The 25,337-nt window shown below is 39.0% G+C and carries 23 protein-coding genes; 15 read left to right on the top strand and 8 right to left on the bottom strand.

The features are described from left to right. Positions 1–41 precede the first annotated feature (41 nt). Positions 42–812 (top strand): inositol monophosphatase family protein, encoded by a 771-nt coding sequence (locus LC040_00145; protein WLR51350.1) that lies wholly within the window; start codon positions 42–44, stop codon positions 810–812. Positions 813–865: 53 nt separating this feature from the next. Here LC040_00145 and LC040_00150 read toward each other — a convergent pair whose 3' ends face one another. The 3 genes from LC040_00150 to LC040_00160 all read right to left on the bottom strand — a co-directional run bounded on the left by LC040_00150 (position 866) and on the right by LC040_00160 (position 3,760). Further along, positions 866–1,096 carry a hypothetical protein gene (locus LC040_00150; GenBank protein WLR51351.1) on the bottom strand — a complete coding sequence of 77 codons (231 nt, stop codon included), beginning with the start codon at positions 1,094–1,096 and terminating at the stop codon, positions 866–868. A 49-nt stretch (positions 1,097–1,145) separates the two neighbouring features. After that, positions 1,146–1,331, bottom strand: a complete 186-nt coding sequence (locus tag LC040_00155; protein ID WLR51352.1) for a hypothetical protein — start codon at positions 1,329–1,331, stop codon at positions 1,146–1,148. A gap of 167 nt (positions 1,332–1,498) precedes the next feature. Then, entirely contained in the window at positions 1,499–3,760 is a 2,262-nt protein-coding gene (locus LC040_00160) for an S-layer homology domain-containing protein (GenBank protein ID WLR51353.1), read from the bottom strand. Between the two features lie 181 nt (positions 3,761–3,941). On the opposite strand from LC040_00160, the gene LC040_00165 reads away from it, so the two are divergent. The 8 genes from LC040_00165 to LC040_00200 all read left to right on the top strand — a co-directional run bounded on the left by LC040_00165 (position 3,942) and on the right by LC040_00200 (position 12,743). After that, positions 3,942–6,200 carry an S-layer homology domain-containing protein gene (locus LC040_00165; GenBank protein WLR51354.1) on the top strand — a complete coding sequence of 753 codons (2,259 nt, stop codon included), beginning with the start codon at positions 3,942–3,944 and terminating at the stop codon, positions 6,198–6,200. Between the two features lie 250 nt (positions 6,201–6,450). After that, on the top strand, positions 6,451–7,431 hold the full coding sequence (locus tag LC040_00170) for a LacI family DNA-binding transcriptional regulator (protein WLR53354.1): 981 nt from the start codon (positions 6,451–6,453) through the stop codon (positions 7,429–7,431). A 14-nt stretch (positions 7,432–7,445) separates the two neighbouring features. After that, entirely contained in the window at positions 7,446–8,357 is a 912-nt protein-coding gene (gene rbsK, locus LC040_00175) for a ribokinase (protein WLR51355.1), read from the top strand. 4 nt (positions 8,358–8,361) lie between these two features. Beyond that, complete coding sequence (rbsD, locus tag LC040_00180) at positions 8,362–8,757, top strand: D-ribose pyranase (GenBank protein WLR51356.1); 396 nt, start codon at positions 8,362–8,364, stop codon at positions 8,755–8,757. A gap of 1 nt (position 8,758) precedes the next feature. Beyond that, positions 8,759–10,261 (top strand): sugar ABC transporter ATP-binding protein, encoded by a 1,503-nt coding sequence (gene gguA / locus LC040_00185; GenBank protein WLR51357.1) that lies wholly within the window; start codon positions 8,759–8,761, stop codon positions 10,259–10,261. Beyond that, complete coding sequence (rbsC, locus tag LC040_00190; GenBank protein WLR51358.1) at positions 10,258–11,202, top strand: ribose ABC transporter permease; 945 nt, start codon at positions 10,258–10,260, stop codon at positions 11,200–11,202. The genes gguA and rbsC overlap by 4 nt, the downstream gene beginning before the upstream one ends. Before the next feature lie 33 nt (positions 11,203–11,235). Further along, complete coding sequence (rbsB, locus tag LC040_00195) at positions 11,236–12,171, top strand: ribose ABC transporter substrate-binding protein RbsB (protein WLR51359.1); 936 nt, start codon at positions 11,236–11,238, stop codon at positions 12,169–12,171. A 173-nt stretch (positions 12,172–12,344) separates the two neighbouring features. Then, positions 12,345–12,743, top strand: a complete 399-nt coding sequence (locus LC040_00200) for a rhodanese-like domain-containing protein (protein ID WLR51360.1) — start codon at positions 12,345–12,347, stop codon at positions 12,741–12,743. A 25-nt stretch (positions 12,744–12,768) separates the two neighbouring features. On the opposite strand, the gene alr is transcribed toward LC040_00200, so the two are convergent. The 3 genes from alr to LC040_00215 form a co-directional block, all read right to left on the bottom strand. After that, entirely contained in the window at positions 12,769–13,968 is a 1,200-nt protein-coding gene (gene alr / locus LC040_00205) for an alanine racemase (GenBank protein WLR51361.1), read from the bottom strand. Between the two features lie 65 nt (positions 13,969–14,033). Beyond that, positions 14,034–15,149: an alanine dehydrogenase gene (ald, locus tag LC040_00210; protein WLR51362.1), complete on the bottom strand. Its 1,116-nt coding sequence runs from the start codon at positions 15,147–15,149 to the stop codon at positions 14,034–14,036. 327 nt (positions 15,150–15,476) lie between these two features. Continuing rightward, the gene (locus LC040_00215) at positions 15,477–16,709 is read right to left on the bottom strand and encodes a PucR family transcriptional regulator (protein ID WLR51363.1); all 1,233 of its coding nucleotides are present in this window, start codon (positions 16,707–16,709) and stop codon (positions 15,477–15,479) included. Between the two features lie 269 nt (positions 16,710–16,978). On the opposite strand from LC040_00215, the gene LC040_00220 reads away from it, so the two are divergent. Then, positions 16,979–18,388, top strand: coding sequence for a sodium:alanine symporter family protein (locus LC040_00220; GenBank protein WLR51364.1), 1,410 nt, complete (start codon positions 16,979–16,981; stop codon positions 18,386–18,388). Positions 18,389–18,422: 34 nt separating this feature from the next. Here LC040_00220 and LC040_00225 read toward each other — a convergent pair whose 3' ends face one another. Further along, complete coding sequence (locus tag LC040_00225) at positions 18,423–19,316, bottom strand: selenium metabolism-associated LysR family transcriptional regulator (protein ID WLR51365.1); 894 nt, start codon at positions 19,314–19,316, stop codon at positions 18,423–18,425. A 119-nt stretch (positions 19,317–19,435) separates the two neighbouring features. Here LC040_00225 and LC040_00230 point away from each other — a divergent pair, with 119 nt between their 5' ends. The 4 genes from LC040_00230 to LC040_00245 all read left to right on the top strand — a co-directional run bounded on the left by LC040_00230 (position 19,436) and on the right by LC040_00245 (position 22,899). After that, positions 19,436–20,422, top strand: a complete 987-nt coding sequence (locus LC040_00230; GenBank protein WLR51366.1) for a YeiH family protein — start codon at positions 19,436–19,438, stop codon at positions 20,420–20,422. 312 nt (positions 20,423–20,734) lie between these two features. Beyond that, positions 20,735–21,949 carry a NupC/NupG family nucleoside CNT transporter gene (locus LC040_00235; protein ID WLR51367.1) on the top strand — a complete coding sequence of 405 codons (1,215 nt, stop codon included), beginning with the start codon at positions 20,735–20,737 and terminating at the stop codon, positions 21,947–21,949. 74 nt (positions 21,950–22,023) lie between these two features. Continuing rightward, a complete protein-coding gene (gene deoC / locus LC040_00240) occupies positions 22,024–22,695 on the top strand; it encodes a deoxyribose-phosphate aldolase (GenBank protein WLR51368.1) in 672 nt (223 codons plus the stop codon). Between the two features lie 33 nt (positions 22,696–22,728). Next, positions 22,729–22,899, top strand: a complete 171-nt coding sequence (locus tag LC040_00245) for a DUF1427 family protein (protein WLR51369.1) — start codon at positions 22,729–22,731, stop codon at positions 22,897–22,899. 51 nt (positions 22,900–22,950) lie between these two features. Here LC040_00245 and LC040_00250 read toward each other — a convergent pair whose 3' ends face one another. Continuing rightward, entirely contained in the window at positions 22,951–24,144 is a 1,194-nt protein-coding gene (locus LC040_00250) for a dicarboxylate/amino acid:cation symporter (GenBank protein WLR51370.1), read from the bottom strand. 270 nt (positions 24,145–24,414) lie between these two features. On the opposite strand from LC040_00250, the gene LC040_00255 reads away from it, so the two are divergent. Then, positions 24,415–25,254, top strand: a complete 840-nt coding sequence (locus LC040_00255) for a PRD domain-containing protein (GenBank protein WLR51371.1) — start codon at positions 24,415–24,417, stop codon at positions 25,252–25,254. Positions 25,255–25,337: the final 83 nt, after the last annotated feature.

Here is a 25,337-nt window from a genome sequence, read left to right on the forward strand (position 1 = left end):
TATTTTGACTAAAATTTTGCACATATAAGGGAGGAAGGCAAATGGATAAGTATGAAGGCATTTTAGATAATATTAAAAAGTGGGTTCGTGAAGCAGGAGAAGAGCAACTGCGCAGGTTTGAATTACCGATGAACATTGAGGAGAAATCAGCTGAAATTGATCTTGTAACAGAGGTAGATGTGTGGACAGAAGAATATTTGCTCGACAAAATAAAAAGCACCTATCCTGATCATGCAATATTAAGTGAAGAAAGTGGACAATTTGGTGGGAAGGCAGATGTTGAGTGGGTGATCGACCCGATTGATGGAACGACAAATTTTGCTCACGGCATTCCACTTTACTGTATTTCAGTCGCTGTTAAGTATAAAGGTGAGGCTGTTATTGGTGTTGTCTATGTACCTCGCTTGAATGAAATGTTTGAAGCTATAAAAGGTGAAGGTGCGTTTCTCAATGGAAAACAAATAGACGTTTCTACAGTAGAGAATGAACGAAAAGCAGTTGTTGCCACAGGCTTTCCGTATGACCGTGCAAAACATCCGAATAATAACGTAGATAACTTTAATGCCGTGGTTACAAATGTAGGTGGGGTCCGGAGAACAGGCAGTGCGGCCATTGATTTAAGCTTTGTTGCAGCCGGAAGATTTGATGCTTATTGGGAATTAAAAGTAAAGCCTTGGGATGTAGAGGCAGGACTGCTCCTTATTACTGAGGCCGGTGGAAAAATTCATCGCTTGGAAAATGAACAAGGCACCTTTGTTGTTGTCGGTAATCCATATATGTATGAATGGCTCAAAGAACGTGTCCGCCCATAGAAATAAGGCCGCTATCTCTCTTAAGAGGTAGCGGCCTTTTCAAATAGTGGATGTTATGAACGTTCATCATCGAAGTCGTCGTCATCCATAATTTCTTTTAATAGTTCTAGTGCTTGTTGAATTTTGCGAATATCCTGTTTGCGCTGTTCAGGCGGCAGGAAGGAAGCGAGCGGTTCTTTTGCCGCCGCTGTAAATGCATGGTCTCCTTTTTCCGGAAGATGCCATACCATTTTTCCGTTTGCTTTATCTAAATATTTAAGTTGTAAACGTTGAGCGTTTTTCATCTGTTATTCCTCCATATCCTTGTTAAAAAATTCTTTCCAGGCTGAGGCATTAGAAAAGAAGGTATGTCCCAAAAATAATCATTGCAATTCCGACATAGCGGCGTGTTTTCAAAGATATGTCATGAGGCTTGGCTTTCTTAAAGATAAACCCACCTTCCAAATACCAGGAAAGCTTAGGTGCTATAGCATTTACGAATCCAGAAATAATAAATAGAATTCCTATAATTGTTTCCATTCAAAAAACCTTCCATTTATATAATGACGTGTATATAAGTCTGAAGCAAGCAACTACTATCGTCTATTATACAAGCGATCGAAGCGGAAATGAATGAAAAAAATATTAAAATTGCTAAGAAGCATAAATAAAGCGCCTCCAAATGAAGGAGACGCTTGTTTATCTGTTTACCACATATTGCGAGTGTAATTGTCGCGTTCTTTTAAGTATTGGTAGTAGGACTTTGCTGCTTCAGCCCGAGTAACTTTTCTTTCAGGGTAGAAGTAGCCATTCACACCATTCATAATGCCTAAGTGCTGCATAATTGCAACAGGACCGCGTTCGTTAATTGCTTCACTATCTTTGAAGCTTAGTTTGAACAGAGCATCCTTTTGAGCTAGCTTGTCATAGCCAAGCGCTTTTGTAATTAACAGAGCTAGTTCTTCGCGGGAAACCTTTTCATTAGGGTGAAAGTCTTCCGCTTTTCCTTCAATCAAGCCTTGGCGAACAGCTTCTTCAATATAAACATGGTATGGAGATCCCGAACTAACATCATTGAAAGTCGATTGCTCAGCATATTTTGTCGACATTTCACGATAGTAATGGGCAGGTCTTTGAGTTAACATCAGCATCTTAATCATCTCGCCTCTGGTAATCGGTTTGTCAGGGTAAATCTTGCCTTCTGTATCTGGTTGAAGGGCACGGTATTCAACCATTAAGCGAAGCTCCTTTTCAGCCCAATGACCTTCGATATCTTCAGCATTTACTTCTATTTGATAAGGGCTTCCAGTATCACTTGAGATCCAAGCGCCTTCTACTGCATCAAGATAAATCGGTTCATCGGTTGGAATTCTTTCTAAAGAATAGACTGGAATTACATCTTGTTTTGTCTCGTTATTTTCTTGATAAGGGTGTTCGGTAAGAACATACTGCAGCTTTACATTATACAGTTCAAAGAAAGTATCTTTTGCTTGCTCTTCTGAAACGGCTGCATCTGTGCTCGGAAACGTCGTATCTTCCCAATTGTGATGGTATTCTAATAGCTCACCATTAACGGCGGAAATCGTAATCATTGTTTGCTGCTCGACAACAGGTACGCCATCATGAATACGTTCCAATCTGAAGCGATAATGGTTTTGTTCGCTTGGGGATGGATAGAACCTTTCATCATGTGTTAAGGCAAGCTTGTCAGTCTTATACGGAATAAATTGCTTCAGCTTTTTAATCGCAATGCTTTTCGCTTCTTCTTTTGATATTTTGTTTGCTTGTTTTTCGTTATCTTTAGCTGAGTGTTGGTAGAAATTAATTAACTCACCTGTTTTCGCATTTACGGTTGCATTAATCCAAAGGGCGGGATTGTCATTATTATCAGACCATCTTAAGTGCCAGACAGCACGCTCGTTAAGATGTTCACTTTCCTCATAATTGACGTCCATTAATGCCGCTTCGGTTGGTAAAGTGATCAGCTTCTTAACATGTTCTTCAGCTTGCTTGGATGTCAGCTGTTTTCCTTCAGCTGGGGCTTCTCCGGCTGGACTTTCGGTTATCGTTGCTTCGTTATTTGAATTTGGCTCGAAGCTCTTCCCGCTGCGTGTTATCCATTCACCGCTTTTAGCATGAAACCAGCGCACATTAGAATCAGGGGCATAGACAAGCTTTGTTTGACCTTCTTGATTTTCTTTACGAGGGAGAATGCCTGCTCCTCCGTGGATTGTCTGATATTGCAATTCGAGAGGCAGGCTTTCTTTTATTCTCGCAAGTGCAGCTTCTTTTGAAAGTAAGTCTTGTTTGCTAGGGAACGAATAATCATTCAGCCATTGATAATTAAAATTAATAATCTCACCGTCTCCATTTACACTGATTCGAGCATAGTTTTCTTGGAACGGGATGCCGTTCACACTTTGGTAGAACGTAAAATGATAAAGTGCATTGCCTTGAAGCGGCGGCTTTGCATGTTCATCTTCTGCATTATCATAAATGAATTGTGACGCCTTTTGTGGAAACGTATCTTCTAAATATTGTTCAGCCACTTGTTTTGCTTCTGTACGGTTTAATTCTGGAGGATAAGATGCCTGATCTTCACTTTGATTTTGAGAAGAGTGGATGGCTAGAACATTTCCATTTTGTGCGTCCACTGTTATGCGGATGAATGCATGCGCTTTCTCTTCTTGTTTATCCCAGTGGATCGTCCATGTAGTTCGTGCTTGGCGAAATTCATGAGCTTGAAATTGTACTTGTGTTTGTTTGTAATTAGATGGAATTTGAAACGCTTGTTTTGCAATTTTGATTGCTTGCTCTTTTGTAATGTTGGCTTCTTTCATAAGGTGACTATCTTGCTTTTCTGTTTGAATGGTTTCAGCAGTCGAACGTTCAGCAGCTGCTAGTTGAGGTGAAGCAAGAGATGGAAGAACCAAAAAACTGCTTAAAGCTAATACGATTGTTTTTTTCACAAAATTTCCTCCCTTGGTGTTTGTATACAAAGACGTAACAGGATATAAAGAGGTTACAAGAAAAACAATAATTTAGTTCAAAAGAATCATTTGGAAGTAACCTCTTAAAAATTGAAACTTTTTCCTTTATTAATTCGTCTTTCTTATTGTAGGAATAAAATAGAATTATAGGAGGAATTAGGTGAAATATCGTAAATTAGGGGTAGTGGCATTGTCGTCCACGTTGTTGTTTGGAATAGCACCGCTTGTACAAGCAGAAACAACAGAGCAAAAGCCAGTAAATGTTATGGCAACATCTGAAGTGGCCGCAGTTGAGTCAATTGATAAAGCGGAGCTAATCAAGCGGGTTCGTGAAATTTTTCCGAAGCAATTTAAAGATGTTAAAGAAGAAGATTTTGATGTTAATATCGGTCATCAATTCCCTGAGAATGAAGGTATTACGCAATATGATTTACATTTTCATAAAGAAATAAAAGCGGACCAATATGAGCATGGTAACTTTGGTTTTGTTGGTGAAGATTTAGAGCTTACTAGCTTTTATTACAATAATGATGACCAAAAGGATGCATTGTTCCCTCCGAAGGTTTCACGTGATGAGGCTGAAAAGGTTGCAATTGGTTTTATAAATAAGCTGACTTCAACTCATACATATGAAATTTCCGATAGAGAAGATGACTTTTATTTTGAAAATCAAACATTAACAGAGCCAGTAGAATATCGCTTTTACTTTGATAAAATGGAAAACGGTGTACCTGTTGAAGGGCAAGGTGTCAATGTTACGGTGCTTGGTAATGGTAAAGTAACACAATACCATAATCGTACAATGTGGAAGCAAGCGACGTTTGAAAAGAAAGGAGACATCCTTTCTAAAGGAGAAGCGTTGCAACGTTTGAAAGACGGATTAAACATGGAATTACGTTATCAAGTTCATCAAATTCGTCCGAATGAGGAAGCAAAAGCTGTCTTAACTTATGTACCTTCACCTATTGTACGCGGGGTTCATGCTGAAAGCGGAGATTATTTTATCGGTAATGAATTTATGGACGAGCTTCCTGAAGAAGAAGAGTTAAAGATGGTGTCAGAAAAATCATTAGACCGCGAACAACCTATGACAAAAGAAGAAGCGAAACAATTAGCAGAAAAATTATTAAAGCCTGAATCAGACAGCGTAAAGCTTGTTATTGAAGGAGTAATAGAAAGAGAAGGTAGAGACGGAAAGCCGGTTTATTCAATTGATTATATGTATCGCTTTGGGAATTCTGGTCATGGGTCCAGTTTGGAATTTGCAAAAGATACCGGAGAGCTGCTCCGCTTTTCTAGCTATGACCGATTTGAAGAAGTGGAAGAAGAAAGCAACAAACCTGAAATTTCTTATCGGAATGCAATGAATAAAGCAGTCGAACATTTAAAAGAATATGCATTTTCATATGCTGATGAAGTCGCTTATCCAACTAATACAGAGGAAGAGCGTTATTATCCGGGAGGGCAAGAAAGTTATTACTTTTATTTCCCGCTCGTAAAAAATGGGATTGTAGTTAATGGACAAGGTGTTCATGTTTCATTATCAAAAGAAGGTAAGCTATTAAGCTTTAATGTTAATACTACAGATGTAAAGCAATGGCCTCAGATAGACAAAGCTGTGAGCAGTGAGGAAGCATTAGCTGCTTACAAAGAGAAGCTCGATACAGAACTAAAATATATGACGGAACATTCACCTCAGAAAGAAGGTAAAGTTGACCATTATAAGCTTGTGTATGCTTCAGAATTGGTTCCGCCGAATCACCGTGAATATTATGATGCCCAAGATGGAAAGTGGAAGAAGGTAGAAGACCGATTTGGACCGCAAGAAGGACCGAAAGAATTCACAGTGAATCACCCGTGGGCGGCTGAAGAATTGAACTTTATGATTCAAGGCGGCATTATCGATGTAGAGAATCAAGAGAAATTTAATCCTGATCGAGCAATTACGAAAGGTGAAGCATTAAAGGTTCTTTCAAAGTCTCTCTCACGCTTCTATCGTTTTGAGCGTTATTCTTATGATAAAGACCCGCGTCAAACATTTGAAAACATCTCACCAGAACATCCGTTATATGGAATGGTGGAAGCTGCTGTAGAGAATGAACTGATCGAAGTGAATGGAAAGAACTTCCCAGTTGATGAGAAGATGACGAGAGAAGAGCTTACAGTTTGGTATGGAAGAATTCTTGGTTTAGCAAAAGTTGCCGAGCATGATGATATTTATAAGCTTGATATGAAAGATAAGAGTGAAATTAACAACAATCATATTGGTGATGTTGCTTTAATCAATGCACTCGGTGTGATTACAGCGGACAAAAACGGTTACTTTAAGCCTGATGACGAAGTTACCTTAGCACAATTAGCAGTATCAAATATGCGTCTTGCTCAACAGATGGCAGACATGAATATTCGTTATAATTAAGTTAAAATCCCGCTGATCTAGCGGGATTTCTTGCTTTGGAATAATAGATTGCAAACGTTTTCTTGTAATTATGACATAAAAAATAACGCATTATGTTGACATAATAAATGGAGTATGATTATAATATGTAACGGGTTACATAATGACTAAAGAAATAGAAAAATAGATATATTTAATGAAGGTTACCAGCTGAAATGACTTTATTATTAGGTGTTTGTGTAACCGGTTCCACAAAAATGGGGTGGTAATGATCGCAACGATTAGGGATGTAGCAAAGCAGGCGGGTGTTTCTGTAGCGACTGTTTCACGTGTACTTAATAATAATGGTTATGTAAACGCGAAAACACGTGAGAAAGTGATGAAAACAATCGATGAACTTGAATATCGTCCAAATGCTGTAGCGAGAAGCTTATACAAAAAGAAATCAAAAATGATCGGCGTAATTGTTCCTGATATTACAAATCCTTTCTTTCCTGAATTGGCAAGGGCGATTGAGGATGTCACAAATAAAGCAGACTATACGTTTATCCTTTGTAATTCAGATGAAGATGTGGAGAAGGAGAAGCAATACATTGAGGTACTGCGGCAAAAGTATGTAGATGGTTTTATCATCGTGACAAGTACATTGAAAACAGAGCATATTAAAGGCTTAGATGTACCAATTGTGGCGCTGGACCGTCCGATTTCTCCAAATATGCCAACCGTAACAGTCAATAACTATGATGGTGCTCGAGAAGCAGTTCAGCATTTGAAACGGATCGGTTGTGAAAAAATTGCTCATATCCGCGGTCCGCATAATGTCATTAATGCAGATGAACGTTGCCGTGGGTATGTGGATGAAGTGCAAGATGAGCCTTGGTTCTATTCTGGTTTAATTGCGGAAGGAAATTATCATTTAAAAGATACAATGGAGCTTGCAAAAAGCTTGCTTCAACGTGAGCCAGATATTGATGGAATCTTTGCAGGTAATGATGTGATGGCGACAGCCGTATTAAAGGCTGCTGAAGAGCTTGGCAAAAGAGTCCCACAAGATTTAAATGTTATCGGGTTTGATGGTATTAGTCTTTGTGAAGTGACAAGTCCATCTTTGACGACGATGGAGCAGCCGATTTATGAAATCGGTTCCAAGGCGGCAAATATGCTTCTGAATTTGATCGAAGAACGAGAACTAGATCAAGATAAATGCGAATTTAAGGTGAAGTTAATCAAGCGGCAATCAACGAAAGCATGAAATGAGGTGGCAGCATGAAGAAACCAAATATTACAGTTATTGGCAGTATTAATATGGACCTTGTGACGACAGCAGAAATTGTCCCTGAACAAGGAGAAACCTTAATGGGAACATCATTTGATACGAATCCTGGAGGAAAAGGTGCAAATCAAGCCGTTGCTTCAGCAAAGTTAGGAGCAAATGTTACGTTTATTGGCTGTGTTGGCGATGATCCATTTGGCCAAGAGCTGATTATGAATATGAAAAACCATGGGATCCAAACAGATCGAATTAAAACCATTACGGATGAAGCAACAGGAATTGCGACGATTATTTTGTCGAATGGTGATAATCGGATTATCGTCGTGCCTGGTGCTAACAAATTCGTAAGTCCTGAGCTAGTCGAAGAAAACGAAGATATCATTGCCGAAAGTGATATTGTTCTTCTTCAATTAGAGATTCCAATGGTAACAGTAGAAACAGCAGCTGCATTAGCAAAGAAGCACAATACGAAAGTTATTTTAAATCCAGCTCCAATTCAGTCCTTATCTAATGAATTATTAGAAAGTGTCGAACATCTCACACCGAATGAGCATGAAGTAAAGGAATTGTTTGAACAAGCTGAACATGAAGAACAAAAAGCATTATTTAAACAGCTTGAGAGCAAATTTATTATTACGAAAGGTTCAAAAGGTGTCTCATATTGTCACGACAATATCGTGAAAGAAATCGACAGCTTTGATGTTGAAGCGGTAGATACAACAGGAGCAGGAGATTCTTTCAATGGTGCCATTGCCGTGGCGCTAAGTGAAGGAATGGAGCTTGAGCGAGCTTGTGGATTTGCGAATGCTGTTGGGGCGCTTTCAGTAACAAAATCAGGTGCGCAAGGCGGTATGCCGACTAGAGAAGAAGTGGAGCGTTTCTTGCACAGTAGAAAGGGCGTGTAACAACATGAAGAAACACGGCATTTTGAATAGTGAAATTGCAAGTGTACTTGCAAAGCTTGGTCATAAAGATACTGTTGTCATTGCTGATTGCGGCTTGCCTATTCCAGATCAAGTGAAGCGAATTGACCTCGCATTAACGAAGGGTATACCTAGCTTTCAAGCGGTTCTTGAAGCTGTAGCAGCTGATATGGAAGTTGAAAAAATGACGATTGCAAATGAAATCTCCTTACATAATGCTGAGCTTGAAGCAAAGGTAAAGAATTCATATAACACAATTGCCATTAACTATGTGTCACATGATGAGTTGAAAGAAATGTGCCAAACGGCAAAGGCGGTCATTCGTACAGGAGAAGTGACGCCTTATGCAAACGTCATTCTTCATGCGGGAGTGATTTTCTAACATGCCGACACAACCGTTAGTAGAAATGAAGAATATAAGCAAATCATTTTCCGGGAACCAGGTTCTAAAGAACGTAAATTTCGAAGTTCTGCCCGGTGAGATCCATGCGTTAATGGGTGAGAACGGTGCTGGTAAGTCTACGATGATGAAGATTCTTACTGGTATATATGAACGAGATGAAGGGCAGATATTCGCAAAAGGCAAAGAGGTTCATTTTAAAGATGCGAAGGAAGCTGAGAATGCTGGCCTTGCCGTTATTCATCAAGAGTTAAACATTATACCGTACTTAACAGTTGCAGAAAATATGTTTCTCGGTAAAGAGTTAACGATTGGTCGAACAGGCATCTTGCGTATGGGAGAAATGAAAAAGAAAACGAAAGAGTACTTAAGTCGTTTAGGTGTGGACATAGACCCAGATACCCTAACAGGAGAATTATCAGTAGGTCAACAACAAATGATTGAGATTGCACGCGCTGTTGCCACAAATGCTGAAGTGTTAATTATGGATGAACCGACAGCCGCACTGACAGACCGGGAAATTGAAGCTCTGTTCAAAGTGATGAATGGGCTGCGTGAAGAAGGTGTAGGAATTGTCTACATTTCACATAGGATGGAAGAAATCTTTGCGATGTGTGACCGGATATCTGTACTGCGTGATGGTGAATATATCGGAACAAAAGCAATCAAAGAAACAAACTTCGATGAAATTGTCAAAATGATGGTCGGACGACAACTTGGAGAGCGCTTTCCGCAAAGAGAAACCAAGCTTGGTGATGAGCGGATACGTGTTGACAAGTTAACATGTGAAGGTAAGTTTGAGAATATTAGTTTCTCTGTAAAACAAGGCGAAATCCTAGGTGTGGCAGGACTTATGGGAGCAGGCCGGACTGAAATTGTCGAAGCGATTTTTGGTTCTAGGTCGATAAAGAGCGGAAAAGTCTATATCGATAGTAAAGAGGTAAAAATAAAAAATCCACACGATGCGATTGCAGTGGGAATTGGTTTTATCACAGAGGATCGTAAAGATGAGGGACTTGTGCTTGGTTTATCTGTTCGTGAAAATATCGCCTTAACCAATCTAGGGAAAATTTCAAATAAAACAATCGTTTCAACAAATAAGGAGTATGAGCTGGTTGATAGCTTAATTGAGAAATTAAAAGTTAAGACAGCAAGTCGAGAACAAACGGTTAAATCATTAAGCGGTGGTAACCAACAGAAAGTCGTTATTGGAAAATGGCTCGGTATTCAGCCGAAAATTTTAATTCTTGATGAACCGACTCGTGGTGTAGATGTTGGTGCGAAAAAAGAAATTTACCAAATTATGAATCAATTAACAGAGCAAGGCGTGGCAATTATTATGGTTTCATCTGAACTGCCAGAGATTCTCGGGATGAGTGATCGTATTTTAGTCATTCATGAAGGAAAAGCAACCGCAACACTCGATTGTAAAGAGGCAGATCAAGAGAAGATTATGCAGGCAGCAACGGGAGGGGAACGGACATGAAGCAATCACGATCTGTAAGTAGCACCTTGCAAAAACTCGGTCCATTACTCGGTCTTGGTTTAATCATAGTCATACTATCAATTTTAAGTCCAAACTTTTTAGCGTTAAATAATATTTTAAATGTATTGCGGCAAGTATCTATTAATGCCCTCATCGCATTCGGTATGACGTTTGTCATTTTGACTGGCGGTATTGATTTATCGGTTGGTTCCATTCTAGCGCTTGGAGCTGCGTTAACAGCAGGAATGCTAGCAGCGGGGATGGACCCGACACTTGCAATGTTATTAGGTTTGCTTGCAGGTGCAGCAATGGGTGCGGTTAACGGACTTATTATTACCAAAGGAAAAGTAGCACCGTTTATTGCAACACTAGCAACAATGACTATTTTCCGCGGGTTAACACTTGTGTACACAGATGGCCGTCCAATTACTGGCTTATCTGACAGCATGGTTTTCCAAATGATGGGTCGTGGTTACTTCTTTGGTATTCCAGTTCCAGTTCTTTGGATGCTCGGCTCTTATGCGATTTTATTCTTTATTTTAAAGAAAACGACGTTTGGCCGCCGTGTCTATGCGATTGGTGGGAATGAAGAAGCATCATTACTTTCTGGTATTCGAGTCGATAAAGTGAAAATTTGGGTGTATTCCTTAACAGGGATGCTTTCAGCACTCGCAGGGATTATTCTTACGTCTCGTTTGAATTCAGCACAACCGACAGCTGGAACAACATATGAGTTAGATGCGATTGCAGCAGTTGTATTAGGTGGAACAAGTCTTTCTGGCGGACGTGGCTGGATTTTCGGAACGTTAGTCGGTGCGTTAATTATTGGTGTGTTGAACAATGGTCTTAATCTATTAAATGTATCTTCGTTCTATCAGCAGGTTGTAAAAGGAGGAGTTATTCTGCTTGCAGTATTACTAGACCGCAAAAAATCTGCTTGATGATAATTAATTAACCTTAAGGAGGCATACAACATGAAACGTTGGTTAAAAGGTTTTCTATTAACAGCATTAGCAGCTGTATTACTTGTCGGATGCTCGACTCAAGCTCCAGGTTCTGAGAAAGAAGAAGCAAAAGGCGGAGACGAAGGTGATGGTTCAACTAAGATTGGTTTATCAATTTCTACATTAAATAATCCATTCTTCGTAACATTAAAGGATGGGGCAGAAGCACAGGCGAAAGAACAGGGTGTAGAAATTACAACAGTTGATGCACAAAACGATCCTGCAAAGCAAGTTAGTGATATTGAAGATTTAATTCAACAAGGTGTCGATGTATTATTAGTGAACCCAGCAGATTCAGCTGCAGTTGCTTCAGCAATTGAATCGGCAAACAGTGCCGGCATCCCTGTCATTACAGTGGACCGCAGTGCTGAAGGTGGAGAAGTTGTTTCGCATATCGCTTCAGATAATGAAGCAGGTGGTGAAATGGCTGGTAAATTTATCGTTGAACAACTTGGTGGACAAGGTAATGTTGTAGAGCTAGAAGGTATTCCAGGTTCATCTGCAGCACGTGAACGTGGCGCTGGTTTCCATAATATCGTAGATACTGAAGATGGAATTGAAGTTGTTGCAAAACAAGCAGCAGACTTCGACCGTGCAAAAGGCTTAACAGTTATGGAAAATATCCTTCAAAGTACAAAAGATGTGAGCGCAGTATTCGCACATAACGATGAAATGGCCCTAGGTGCACTTCAAGCTCTTAAATCAGCTGGTCTTTCAGATGTTATTGTAGTTGGCTTCGATGCAACAGACGATGCGGTCAAAGCAGTCGAAGAAGGACGCATGGCAGCAACAGTCGCACAACAACCACAAAAAATCGGCCAACAAGCAGTAGATACAGCTGTAAAAGTGAAAAAAGACGAAAAAGTAGAAGAATTCATCCCAGTAGAACTAGAACTAGTGAAATAAGAAAAGCGGAGAAAGGCGCTTAGGCTGACCGATTGCTGGAGCCTCTCGAACAGGGGACAAGCATAAGGCAGAATGCGGGCAGATTGTTAACAATCTGTCCGTTTTTTATGTACTTAAAAGCTAGAATTGTTTGCTATAATTTTCGGTAGCATATCCAGAATGGAGGAAAGAATATGAAGCGTACAATACAACTTTTGTCCCTTATTGGAAGCCTACTAATCATAGCTGCATGTGGAAATTCCACTACAAATAATGAAGGAACGGACAAAGGGTATACCGAAATTGAAGCAACTGACGAAGTGAAATCCTTAATGGATGAAGGTGTACAAGTCATTGATGTACGTACATCTGAAGAATTTGCTGAAGGCCATATTCCTGGTGCTACACTTATTCCATTGGATGAATTGTCAGATCGGACAGGTGAATTAGAGAAAGACAAGAAATATATTATTGTTTGTCGTAGTGGAAACCGTTCTACACAAGCAAGTGAAATTTTAGTAAAAGAAGGATTTTCAAATATTTATAACTTCACTGGCGGAATGAATGGCTGGGAAGGTGAAATTGAAAAATAAGAAGAGAGCAAACAGTGCTCTCTTCTTATTTTTGATGGAAGAAAAGGTTTTGTTTTTGAATAACCTTGTTGTTTTCAATATAAATTCGTGGCACACGCTTACCAATCCCGCAGACAACTTCATAGTTAATCGTTCCCATTATTTGAGCGTTCTCATCTATTGATAGGAACTCTGAGCCATCTTGCCCAAAAATCGTGACAACATCCCCAACTTTTACCTCGCCTGCCTCTGTAATGTCTAACATTGTTTGATCCATGCAAATACGACCAACAATTGGAACACGCTTTTCATTCACAAGCATGACTGCTTGATTGGAAAGAAGACGGCTTAAGCCATCTGCATAACCAACAGGAATGGTAGCAATTTTTCGCTCATCATTTGTTGTATACGTACAACCATAACTAATAGAATGACCTTTTGGTAATGTTTTAACAGCAGCTACCTTCGTTTTGAAGTGCATCGCTTGCTTTAATTCAAATGGACGTGTTGGAATATCGGGGTCAGGAAGGAGACCGTATAAGCTAATGCCAACCCGCGTCATATCCAAATGCATATGAGGGTATTGCATAGTTGCAGCGCTGTTGCAGCAATGCTTAATTGGGATGTCAATCTTATTTTCTTCTAGGTAGCCTATCGTTTCTTGAAAGGTTGCAAATTGCATTTCTGTATACGATGGATCATCTGTATCAGCAGATGCAAAATGTGTAAAGATTCCCTCGAGCTTTACATGTGAAAGTGTGTTTGTGAGCTCTGCGAGTTGCAATGCAGTTTCCTTTGTTGTTACCCCAATTCTCCCCATGCCTGAATCTACTTTGAGATGAACGTTTGCTGTTTTGTTATATTTTGTTGCAGCTTTATTAATAGCGTATAAAGCTTCTTCATCATAGAAAGTGAGTGTAATGTCATGTTCGACTGCTTGTTCAACAACACTTGGAGACGTATAGCCAAGTACTAAAATAGGAGCGTTAATTTGGCAGCGACGCAGGTGAAGGGCTTCATCTACAAGAGCGACACCTAGGTAATCAGCGCCCGCTTGTAATGCAGTTTTGGCAATCATTTCTGCCCCATGGCCATACCCGTCAGCTTTTACAACGGCCATTAGGCGTGTTGGTAGTTGAACATGTTTTCGAAATCCTTTTATGTTATGTCTAATTGCATCAAGTGAAATTTCTGTCCAAGTGTCTCGGTAGCTGGCAAGGTTCATTTTCTTCTCTCCTTCGTTCATACAAAACACCCCTCAAGCAAAACTTGAGGGGATTATGTTTTCTCTATATAACATGTAGAAGCAAATTATTGAAGTGCTGCTTCTACTGTTGTGTATTCGTAGCCAAGATCACGTGCAACTGCTTCGTAAGTAACGTGGCCAAGTGCAACGTTTACACCTTTTGCAAGTGCTGGGTTATCAGCAACTGCTGGCTTAATGCCTTTGTTAGCAATTTGCAGTGCATATGGAATTGTTACATTTGTGAGCGCAATTGTTGATGTACGCGGCACTGCACCAGGCATATTTGCTACTGCATAGTGTACCACATCATGCTTCACATAGGTAGGGGCATCATGTGTTGTAATTTTGTCAGCTGTAGCGATAATACCACCTTGGTCAACAGCTACGTCAACAACAACAGAGCCAGGGCTCATTGATTTAATCATTTCTTCTGTAACAAGCTTTGGAGCCTTTGCACCAGGGATTAATACTGCACCAATTACAAGGTCAGATTCACGAACAGCGTCAGCAATGTTCATTGGATTTGACATAATTGTGTTTACTTGATTTCCGAACAGGTCGTCTAATTGACGAAGGCGCTCTGGGCTAAGATCGATAATGTTTACATCAGCACCAAGACCAACTGCAAGTTTTGCAGCGTTTGTACCAACAACACCGCCGCCGATTACTGTTACTTTACCACGTTTAACACCTGGTACGCCGCTAAGAAGAATTCCTTTACCGCCTTTAGGCTTTTCAAGGAACTGTGCACCGATTTGTGCTGCCATACGTCCAGCAACTTCACTCATTGGAGTAAGTAGTGGAAGGGTACGATTTACTTCAACTGTTTCATATGCTACTGCGATAACACCTTTTTCTTTAAGTGCTTTTGCAAGACTAGCTTCAGCTGCAAGGTGAAGGTAAGTGAATAGGATAAGACCTTCACGGAAATAACCGTACTCTTCTTCAAGAGGCTCTTTCACTTTCATGACCATTTCAGCTTGTGCCCATACGTCTGCAGCAAGGTCGATGATTTTTGCTCCAGCTATTTCGTATGCTTCATTTGTGAAACCGCTGCCAACACCAGCATCTTTTTCGATAAGCACTTCATGACCAGCATTACGGAAAGAAAGGACGCCCGCAGGAGTAATTGCTACACGGTTTTCATTGTTTTTAATTTCTCTTGGTACACCAATAATCATTGTTCTTCCTCCTATATATTGATTCTCATCGTATCTTTTTTGAGCGCTTCTTATAGCGTTTCCCAAAAATAAAGAAATCATAGTGTCCAACGAAGACGCGAAAATATTTTCATTTCTTCGTAAGCGTTTTAATAACTTTAATTTCATTATAATTTTTTATTTTGTAATTTTCTTTGTTTAGAAAAAAGAAATAGAAATTGTTTGTTTGTTAAATTACACAAACGGAGAAGATAGATGGGGATAAATGACTCTTATATAGGCATTTTTCACCCATATAACGTCAAATAAACCAACAAAACGAATTTGTTGGTTTAGACAATAGCGAAATTAACGTTGATATTTTAAGATTTTCAAGTCGATATATAGCGTTGTTTTTTGATTTGGGTCTTTTAAGTCTAATTCGCCTATTTCGGCAATTCTTTTTAAGCGGTAATTCATTGTGTTGACATGAATATGGAGCGATTTTGCTGCACGATTAATATTGCTGTCTTCATCAAGGTAGGCTTCAAGTGTTTCAAGTAAACTGCTATTATGCTTTTGGTCATAATCCTTTAATTGCTTAATTGTTTTATTTTCAAACTTTTCTGCTACTCGCTTTTCATAAATAACATCAAGAAATTGATAGATTCCTAAGCTTTGATAATTATAAATAGATTCAATTTCTTTTGGGAAGCGTGACTTAATTTTTAAGACACTGTTTGCTTCTTGATAGCTGTTCGAAACTTTTTGGAGGTTTTCATAAATAGTTCCGCAGCCTCCAGCGATATTTTTGACTGAGAATCGTTCGTTCATTTGAACGATGAAGGTGTTTATAAATGTATCGATCGCTTCGTATGGTTGTTCAGGTAACTTAGGTGAAACGAGAAGAACGAGCTCATTTTGATCAATCGTATAGAAAACAACATTGACCTTTTGAGTTGTTTTCAACAAATATTCAATTTGTTTCTCGCTTTTTTGACGAATGACGTCTGTGAATTGCAGAACGACGACTGCAAATGAAGGAGGGGGCGTCACTTGTAAGCGTTCAAATTGTTTAATAGCTTCTGTTTCAGAATCAACATGTCCGGTTAAGATTTGCCAAAAAAATTCTTGATAATTTTCTTCTTGTTTTTCACGACGAATTTGTAATTGCATAAGCTGGTTCTTTGCTGATGTAGCTGCTTGTTGAAGAAGAGTGTAATCATCGTCGGTAAGTTTGCGGTCGACTTCAAGCGCCCAAATGTAACCGAGCACTTGTTGTTTCTTGCGGATTGCAATTGCAACTCGGTCACCAAGACCGATATCACTAATACTGTGTACACGCACAGGTTCGTCTTGTTTGTTTAATGCTGGAATGATGCCATCCTTCCAGAGAGTGTTGATCACTTTTTCAGGTACACGCCGACCGATGATAGTGGAAATACGGGCTGAATCTGTGCGATCATCATGCATACTATAGGCTAACAAGCGGTGATTAGCATCCTCAATTGTTATTGGACATTGAAGAGTTTCGCTGACATGATCGACGAAATTTTCAAGGTTTCCAAATGTCCCTTTGAATGGATTATCTTGATCGAACATGATTTTCATCATCCTATCTCTTTAGTTAGAGTAAATCTAGTAAACGCATTCAATATGATAGTAAATAGCGTATTGTATTGAAAAGAACAAATCAAGTTGAAAAATATATCCATTGCTTTTGTATATTAACACAAAAATGTAATGTTATATTTGCATAATTTCACGATAGAAATTGTTCACAAAAATGCTACAATTATATGCGGGAGAAACGAAAAAGTTTTGAATTGAAAATGAAAGCGTTGACAACAAAGGGAGGCTGTTTTTACGAAATGGATTTGTTAGCTATCCTAGATAAAATCAACGGTGTTTTATGGGGAACACCAAGTTTAGTTTTGCTATTTGGAACGGGGTTATTTTTAACATTCATCTTGAGAGGTTTGCAATTTCGCCGGCTTCTCTACGCATTCAAAATTGCTTTTAGTAAAGAAGACGAAACGGATGCAACAGCAGAAGGAGATGTAAGTAACTTTAAAGCATTGATGACAGCGCTTGCAGCAACAATTGGAAACGGAAATATTGCTGGTGTTGCAACAGCAGTTACACTCGGCGGTCCGGGTGCAATTTTCTGGATGTGGATTGTTGGTTTGCTCGGAATGGCAACTAAATATGCAGAGGCACTTCTTGCGATGAAATATCGTGTTAAGAATGAAAATGGAGAGTATTCAGGAGGGCCAATGTATTATGTCGAGCGAGGGCTCGGTCGGAAGTGGAAGTGGCTTGCAGTTGGCTTTGCCTTCTTTGGTGCATTTGCAGCATTAGGGATTGGGAATAGTGTACAATCAAATACAATTGCAAGTGTTATGGATGAGAGCTTTGGTGTAAGCGGGATTGTAACCGGAATTGTTTTAGCTGTATTAACAAGCTTAATTATTTTCGGTGGTATTCAACGGATTAGCTCCGTGGCAGGTTTTTTTGTTCCGATCATGGCGTTTCTTTACATGGGTGGAGCACTATTAATCTTAGTGTTAAATGTTGACCAAATTATTCCTGCATTCCAAACAATTTTTCATTATGCTTTTAACCCTGTATCTGCAGCAGGTGGATTTATTGGAATTGGTGTGATGACAGCAGTACAAAGTGGTGTATCACGCGGAATTTTCTCAAATGAAGCAGGTTTAGGTACAGCGGCATTAATTGCAGGGAATGCTCGTGCAGAACATCCTGTACGTCAAGCACTTGTGGCAATGACAGGAACATTTATTGTTACTATTATTGTATGTACAATGACTGGATTAGTTCTGATTATTACTGGCTTTTGGGATGCATCAGGCGGCTTAATTTCGGGTGTTGAGCATGCAGCAAACCTTGATGGTGGTGCTTTAACAAGTGCAGCATTTGCTCATTCACTTGGTGCAATTGGTGAGTATATCGTGGCGTTCTCAGTCGTATTTTTCGGTTTTTCAACTATTGTTGGCTGGTATGTATACGGGGAAAAATGCTTTGAATACTTAGTTGGCTATAAAGGAATCTTAGGCTATCGTTTTGTTTATGTTGCAGCATGTTTCTTTGGAACAGTTGCAAACTTAACAACGGTGTGGGCTTTTGCAGACATGGCTAATGCCTTAATGATGATTCCGAACTTAATTGCACTATTACTTCTTTATAAGGTAATCGTTAACGAAACGAAAGATTACTTCGAAAACCATTATGAAGCAGCACAAGCTAAAAAAGTAAGCTAATAGAAAGGGCGGCCGGTATTGGTCGCCCTTTATTTTATGAAGAACAATAGCTTTTACAATAATGTAAAAATGTCTTGAACAATGGGGAAAGGTATTTATCCTTATGATAAATAATCGTAAAATTTCTCGGGAAATCGACATCTTCTAACTTAACATGGACGAGGCTTCCATAGTGAAGTTCTTCGAGAACAGCAAGTCTTGAAATGATTGATATACCTAAGTTCGCCTCAACTGCTTTTTTGATAGCTTCTGTATTATTTAAGACATGAGTAATATCGTAAGTAATGTTATGTCTTGTGAAAACTTCTTCGACAATTTCTTGTGTTCCACTACCTTTTTCCCGGGCAATAATTGCTTCTTGTTGAAATTCGGCAGATTTTATCACTTTATCTGTTTTCATTGCCCAAGAGTGATTGGGTGAACAAATCAAATAAAGCTCATCATTCATCATGTGTTCTGTCACAATCTCTTTTGAGTGAACAACCCCCTCTACAATTCCAACATCTAATTCATGATTAAGAATTAACTCTTCCACAATTCTTGTATTATTAATGGTGTAATGTAGATTAATGTTCTTGTGTTTTGCTCTGAATGAAGCCGCTAACTTTGGAAGCAAGTAAGTCCCAATAGTGGTGCTGGCACCAATTTTTAGTTCTCCAAGCTGCATATTCTGAAAATGCTGCATTGTGACTTTGGATTCGTTTACCAGAGCTAAGATTTTCTTAGCGTAAGAGTAAAAGCTTTCACCTGCATCTGTAAGGTACAAGCGACGTTTCAATCGTTCAAATAATTTGACGTTCAAGTCTTCCTCGAGCTCCAAGATCGTTTGGCTTACAGCTGGCTGTGTCATATACAGAGTTTTAGCTGCTTCTGTCATATTTTTGGTTTCAGCAGTTTTCACAAAAACGTGCAATTGTCGAAAATTCATGTCATCACCTTTACATAAGTAATTACTAATTAAAAATATAAAAATATATTATTTTACTTATAGTATACCATAATCTACAATTTAAGTAGAGGATAGGGATGGTGGTATGAGTGAATTTTTTGAAAAAAACCTGGTTAGGTTTGGCCTTAACAATAGGAGTAGCAATTGTAGCTTCTCTTACGCAAAAAATTGAAATATTAGAACAAATGCACGTTAACGCCCTTATTTTAGCGATTCTTCTTGGCATGTTAATACGTAATTTTATTCCTTTTTCTGAGCGCTTTATGCCTGGAATTCAGTTTTCATATAAAGGATTGCTTCGTTTTGCAGTTGTCCTGCTCGGTTTTAAGTTAAGCATTATGCAAGTATTTGAAGTAGGTTTGAAAGGAATCTTGCTGGTAACAATCTTAGTTACAGCTGCATTTCTATTTACGATTCGGGTAGGGAAGTGGCTTGGACTTAATGTTGAGTCTTCGATTTTGATTGGAACAGGCTGTTCGATTTGTGGTGCATCAGCTATTGCTGGGATTGCTCCGGTTATCAAAGCAGAAGAAAGGGACGTTACTTTTTCTGTGGCAGCAATCACTGTGTTTGGTACCATTTCAATGATTCTTTACCCAGTGATTTTTCGACTGTTTCAGTGGCCTGAATTAATGTATGGTGTATGGACAGGGGCTTCTGTTCATGAAGTGGCGCAAGTTGTGGCAGCGGGTTTTGCAATTGGTGATGAAGCAGGTAAATTTGCAACACTTGTTAAGTTAACGCGAGTATTATTACTTATACCGATGATTCTGCTTCTAAGTGTGTGGAAGACAAAGCAAGAAGCAGGCACTGGGAAAAACAAAAAAATAACGGTGCCTTGGTTTGTAACAGGTTTTATTCTCATTGTCCTTTTGAATTCAACAGGTCTCATTTCAGACGCAAGCGTTTCAGTGATTAACAATGCAACAAATTTTATCTTGCTTATTGCAATGGCGGGTCTGGGGCTTGCTACAAGTTTTTCTGTAGTTCGAAAGACAGGTATGAAGCCAATTTACCTAACATTAGCGACAACAGTTTTTTTATCTGTTGTTTCACTTATTTTAGTAAAATTATTTTATGTATAGCTAAACACGGGCAGAGAAGCTCGTGTTTTTTTATGGAAAATGCACAAAAGAAGAGGGACTAATTGGGGTTGTCTATCGGTGAAGGACATGGTATGATTAGTTCGGTTGTTTGATGTCTGACCTCCTACCAATCATGGGAATGTAAACGATACCATGGAAATAGGCTTCATGCTGTAATTATACTTAATATGGAAATAGATTTGTTTATCAGTAATGTATAAAGGGTAGGTTTCGGACAAGATGACAAATAGCCTGGAGAAAACCGTCGGTGCTTAGGGACTAAAAAATTCACTTCACAAAGGAGTGCGCATCATGAATATTCTATGGGGTCTTTTAGGTATTGTCGTTGTCCTTGGTATAGCGTTTTTATTTTCAAATAATAAAAAATTAATTAATTGGCGAACAATCTTAGTTGGCTTGGCCATTCAAGTAGGGTTTGGTGTCGCTGTATTGAAATGGGACTTCGGAAAAGCAGCTCTTAAGAAATTAACAGAAGTTGTGAACAGTATTGTTGGTTATGCAAATGAAGGGATTAATTTCCTGTTCGGAGGATTTTTCCAAGAAGGAACGAACATTGGAATGGTCTTCGCATTTCAAGTGTTGCCTGTTGTTATTTTCTTCTCATCTTTGATTTCAGTTCTTTATTATGTAGGGGTTATGCAGTGGGTTATAAAATTGCTTGGTGGGGCTTTAGCAAAACTGTTAGGTACAAGTAAGACAGAATCACTTTCTGCTGCGGCAAATATTTTCGTCGGTCAAACAGAAGCACCATTAGTGGTCAAGCCTTATATTCATAAGATGACCCAATCTGAGTTGTTTGCTGTTATGACGGGAGGTCTTGCTTCAGTAGCTGGTTCAGTATTAATCGGATACTCATTATTAGGTGTACCACTTGAATACTTATTAGCAGCAAGCTTTATGGCTGCTCCAGCAGGTCTTATTATGGCAAAAATGATTATGCCAGAAACAGAAGATACGAGTGGTCAAACAATTACGATGGAAAAAGATAAAGAATCTACAAATGTTGTCGATGCTGCAGCACGTGGTGCAAGTATTGGTCTTGATCTTGCTTTAAATATCGGTGCGATGCTTCTTGCATTTATCGCGTTAATTGCTCTTGTTAATGGTCTATTAGGATGGGTCGGTGGAATATTTGGTTATAGTGACCTGTCTCTTGAATTGATTCTTGGTGTATTATTTTCACCAATTGCCTTTGCGATTGGCGTACCATGGCAGGAAGCGGTTCAAGCAGGTGGATACATTGGTCAAAAGCTTGTGTTAAACGAGTTTGTTGCCTATTCAAACTTCGCACCTGAAATTGGTAATCTATCAGAAAAAACCGTTGCAATTATGAGTTTCGCACTTTGTGGTTTCGCTAATATTTCATCAATGGCTATTCTTCTCGGTGGACTTGGTAATCTTGCACCAAATCGTCGTGCAGACATTGCGCGTCTAGGTTTGCGTGCTGTACTAGCTGGTATGCTGGCTTCACTTCTAAGTGGTGCGATTGCTGGAATGTTATTTTAACACTAGGTGTTTTTAAGACGCTGTGATATTATATAGCCGTCATGATGTTGAAAGAGATAAGGGAGGACATATACATGAGCACGAAGCTTGCAAAAATGATTGATCATACATTGTTAAAGCCAGAATCTCAGAAAGACCAAGTGGTCACACTAGCGAATGAGGCGAAAGAACATGGATTTGCGTCTGTTTGTGTAAACCCAACTTGGGTAGAAGTGGCTGCGGACATTTTAAAGGGCAGTGACGTTTTAGTTTGTACTGTTATTGGTTTCCCGCTAGGTGCTACAACACCTGAAGTCAAAGCATTTGAAACAAAAAATGCGATTGAAAATGGTGCGCAAGAAATTGACATGGTTATTAATGTAGGTGCTCTTAAGGACGGTAACGATGTACTAGTAGAGCGTGACATTCGAGCAGTTGTTGAGGCGGCGAAAGGAAAGGCACTTGTAAAAGTTATTATTGAAACATGCTTGCTTACTGATGAAGAAAAAGTACGTGCGTGTGAGCTTTCTGTCAAAGCAGGTGCTGATTATGTCAAAACATCTACAGGTTTTGCAGGCGGTGGAGCAACTGTAGAAGATATTGCCTTAATGCGTAAAACAGTTGGCCCTGACATCGGGGTGAAAGCATCTGGCGGCGTACGTAGTTATGAAGATGCTCAAGCAATGATTGATGCAGGTGCAACACGAATTGGCGCAAGCTCTGGTATTGCAATTGTAAACGGTGAAGAGGGAAGTTCCGATTATTAATTTTCCTTTTGACCCGAATGAGAGGTTATCGACATGAAAGAAATTATACTGAGTTTAATAGCGGGAATATTTGTCGGTATTTTATTTAAGGTAATTCGACTACCTTTACCTGCTCCTCCTGTCTTATCTGGAATCTTAGGTATTGTAGGAATTTATCTTGGCGGTATGTTTGCAGACTATATTTTAAAGCTATTAGGAAAATAACAAAAAAGAAACCCCCGGTCATTACTTATGACACGGGGGTTTCCTATAGCATTAGCCTGCTTTTGATTCTGATATATGTTTAAGTGATTTAGAAGGACTTAGCTTATCAACAATAGTAGCAATCGCGCCATCGCCTGTAACATTGCAAGCTGTACCTAAGCTATCCTGTGCAAGGTAAAGAGCGATCATAAGTGAAACCATTGTTTCATTAAAGCCAAGCATAGATTGTAGTAAACCAAGAGCCGCCATTACTGCACCACCGGGCACACCTGGAGCAGCAATCATTGTTACACCTAGCATAAGGATAAACGGAAATAGAGTGGCAAACGTTGGGGTTTGTCCATTTAGAAACATAACAGCCATTGAACAGCTGACTAATGTAATCGTGCTTCCAGACAGATGAATGGTTGCACACAAAGGAACAACAAAATCTGCAATACGTTCACGGATACCGTTTTTCTTTGTTTGACGTAGTGTCACAGGAATAGTTGAAGCAGAAGATTGGGTACCAAGGGCCGTAAAGTAGGCTGGCATCATTGTTTTTAATAGTGAAAAAACATTCTTTCTTGCTAGGATTCCTGCTGTTGTATATTGAATCATTAACATAACGATATGAAGAGCAATAATTACAACAAACACTTTCGCAAATGTTGACATAATAGCAGCAACTTGTCCGCCGTGTGTCATGTTTGCGAAGATACCGAAAATATGAAACGGCAATAGCGGAATAATAATTACTGAAATTAATTTCTCGATAATACTACGAAAGTCAATCATCACATTTTGAAGTGCGTCGCTCTTAAGGGCTGCAATACCTAGGCCAAGTGTGAATGATAAAAGCAATGCTGTCATCACATCCATAATTGGCTGCATTTCGACTTCAAAGAAAGGAGATAAAAGAACTTCTTCAGGGTTCTCTATATTTTCTAGAAACGCTCCTGTTTGAAGGAACTTTGGAAAAAGAAAAGAACCTGTACCAAATGCAAGTGTTCCTGCAATAACTGTTGAAAGATAAGCAATTCCAGCTGTTAATGATAGCAGTTTGCCGGCGCCTCGTCCCATTTGTCCAATTCCAGGCGCAATAAAACCAATAATAATAAGTGGAATCGCAAATCCAAGGAAATTTCCAAAAATACCGTTAAAGGTGGAAAATAATTGAATCGTCCATTCTGGAACGAAAGAACCGATTAAAATACCGAGGCCAATCGCCAAAATAATCCTGGGTAGTAATCCAAAGTTTCGCATCTCGTTGTCCTCCCTGAAAGTACAGTTGTCTTTATGGAGTGAATTATACAGACATCCACTTATTATGTGAATAGATATAGAATTATTTGTTATATTAAGAAAATTTAAATAAAAATATATTGCAAAAACTATTTAGGTTTACATAAATTACATAGTTCGAAATATTTGTCGAGAATTGACGAATAAGTGGTTTTTCTGTACTATGTAAACGTTCTATAAATGTGATGAAAGCGTTTCATTGTTGGAAAATGAAAGGAGGGAATGGGATCGATGAAGGACACATTATCTATAAAAAAAGTGCTGAATAACAATGTGTTAATTACCGACCATCCTTCTCATAATGAAGTGGTATTGATTGGAAAAGGGATCGGTTTTGGTAAAAAGTCTGGAGATACCATTACACCTGAATCGGCTGAAAAAATATATGTACTCGAAAATGAGCAAGAACAAGAGCAATATAAGCAGCTTCTTCCATTAATTGATGAACAATTAATTATTGTCATGAATGAAATTATTCATTATATAGAAGAACAAGTACAAGGAAGTTTGAATGAGCATATTCATGTTGCGTTAACCGACCACATATCATTTGCAATCAAACGTCATGAGCAGGGGTTGGATTTGCACAATCCATTCCTAATTGAGACGGAGACACTATATCCGAAAGAGTATCATATTGCTGAGCAAGTTATTAAGATTGTAAACGAACGAATTGGTGTTGATCTTCCTGAAGGTGAAATTGGATTCGTTGCTCTTCACATCTATAGTGCAAGGACAAATACTGATTTATCAGAGGTTAATCAATATTCTCAGTTAATAAGCAAGCTAATTAACATTATTGAAAGTAGCTTGAAAATTAAAATTGATAATGAGAGTGTAAGTTATCTACGGCTTGTACGTCATCTCCGTTCTACGATAGAAAGGGTGAAGAATGGAGAAAAAATTGAAGAGCCAGAAAAATTCACTTTATTATTGAAAGAAGAATACCCAATCTGTTATAATTTATCGTGGAAAGTGATAAAAGTGATGCAGCAATTTTTAAATGAAAAGGTTTACGAAGCTGAAGCCGTGTATTTAACAATGCACTTGCAAAGGCTTACGAAAAAATAATAAACGTTACGGCTTTCTTTACGTGTAACTGATTCGATCAGGCATGAGTGAAGAGAGACGCAGGTTAAAGTATGGGGATACGT

Origin of the sequence: Bacillus tianshenii, assembly GCA_020524525.2 — a bacterium.
Lineage (GTDB): Bacteria > Bacillota > Bacilli > Bacillales > Bacillaceae_N > Bacillus_AV.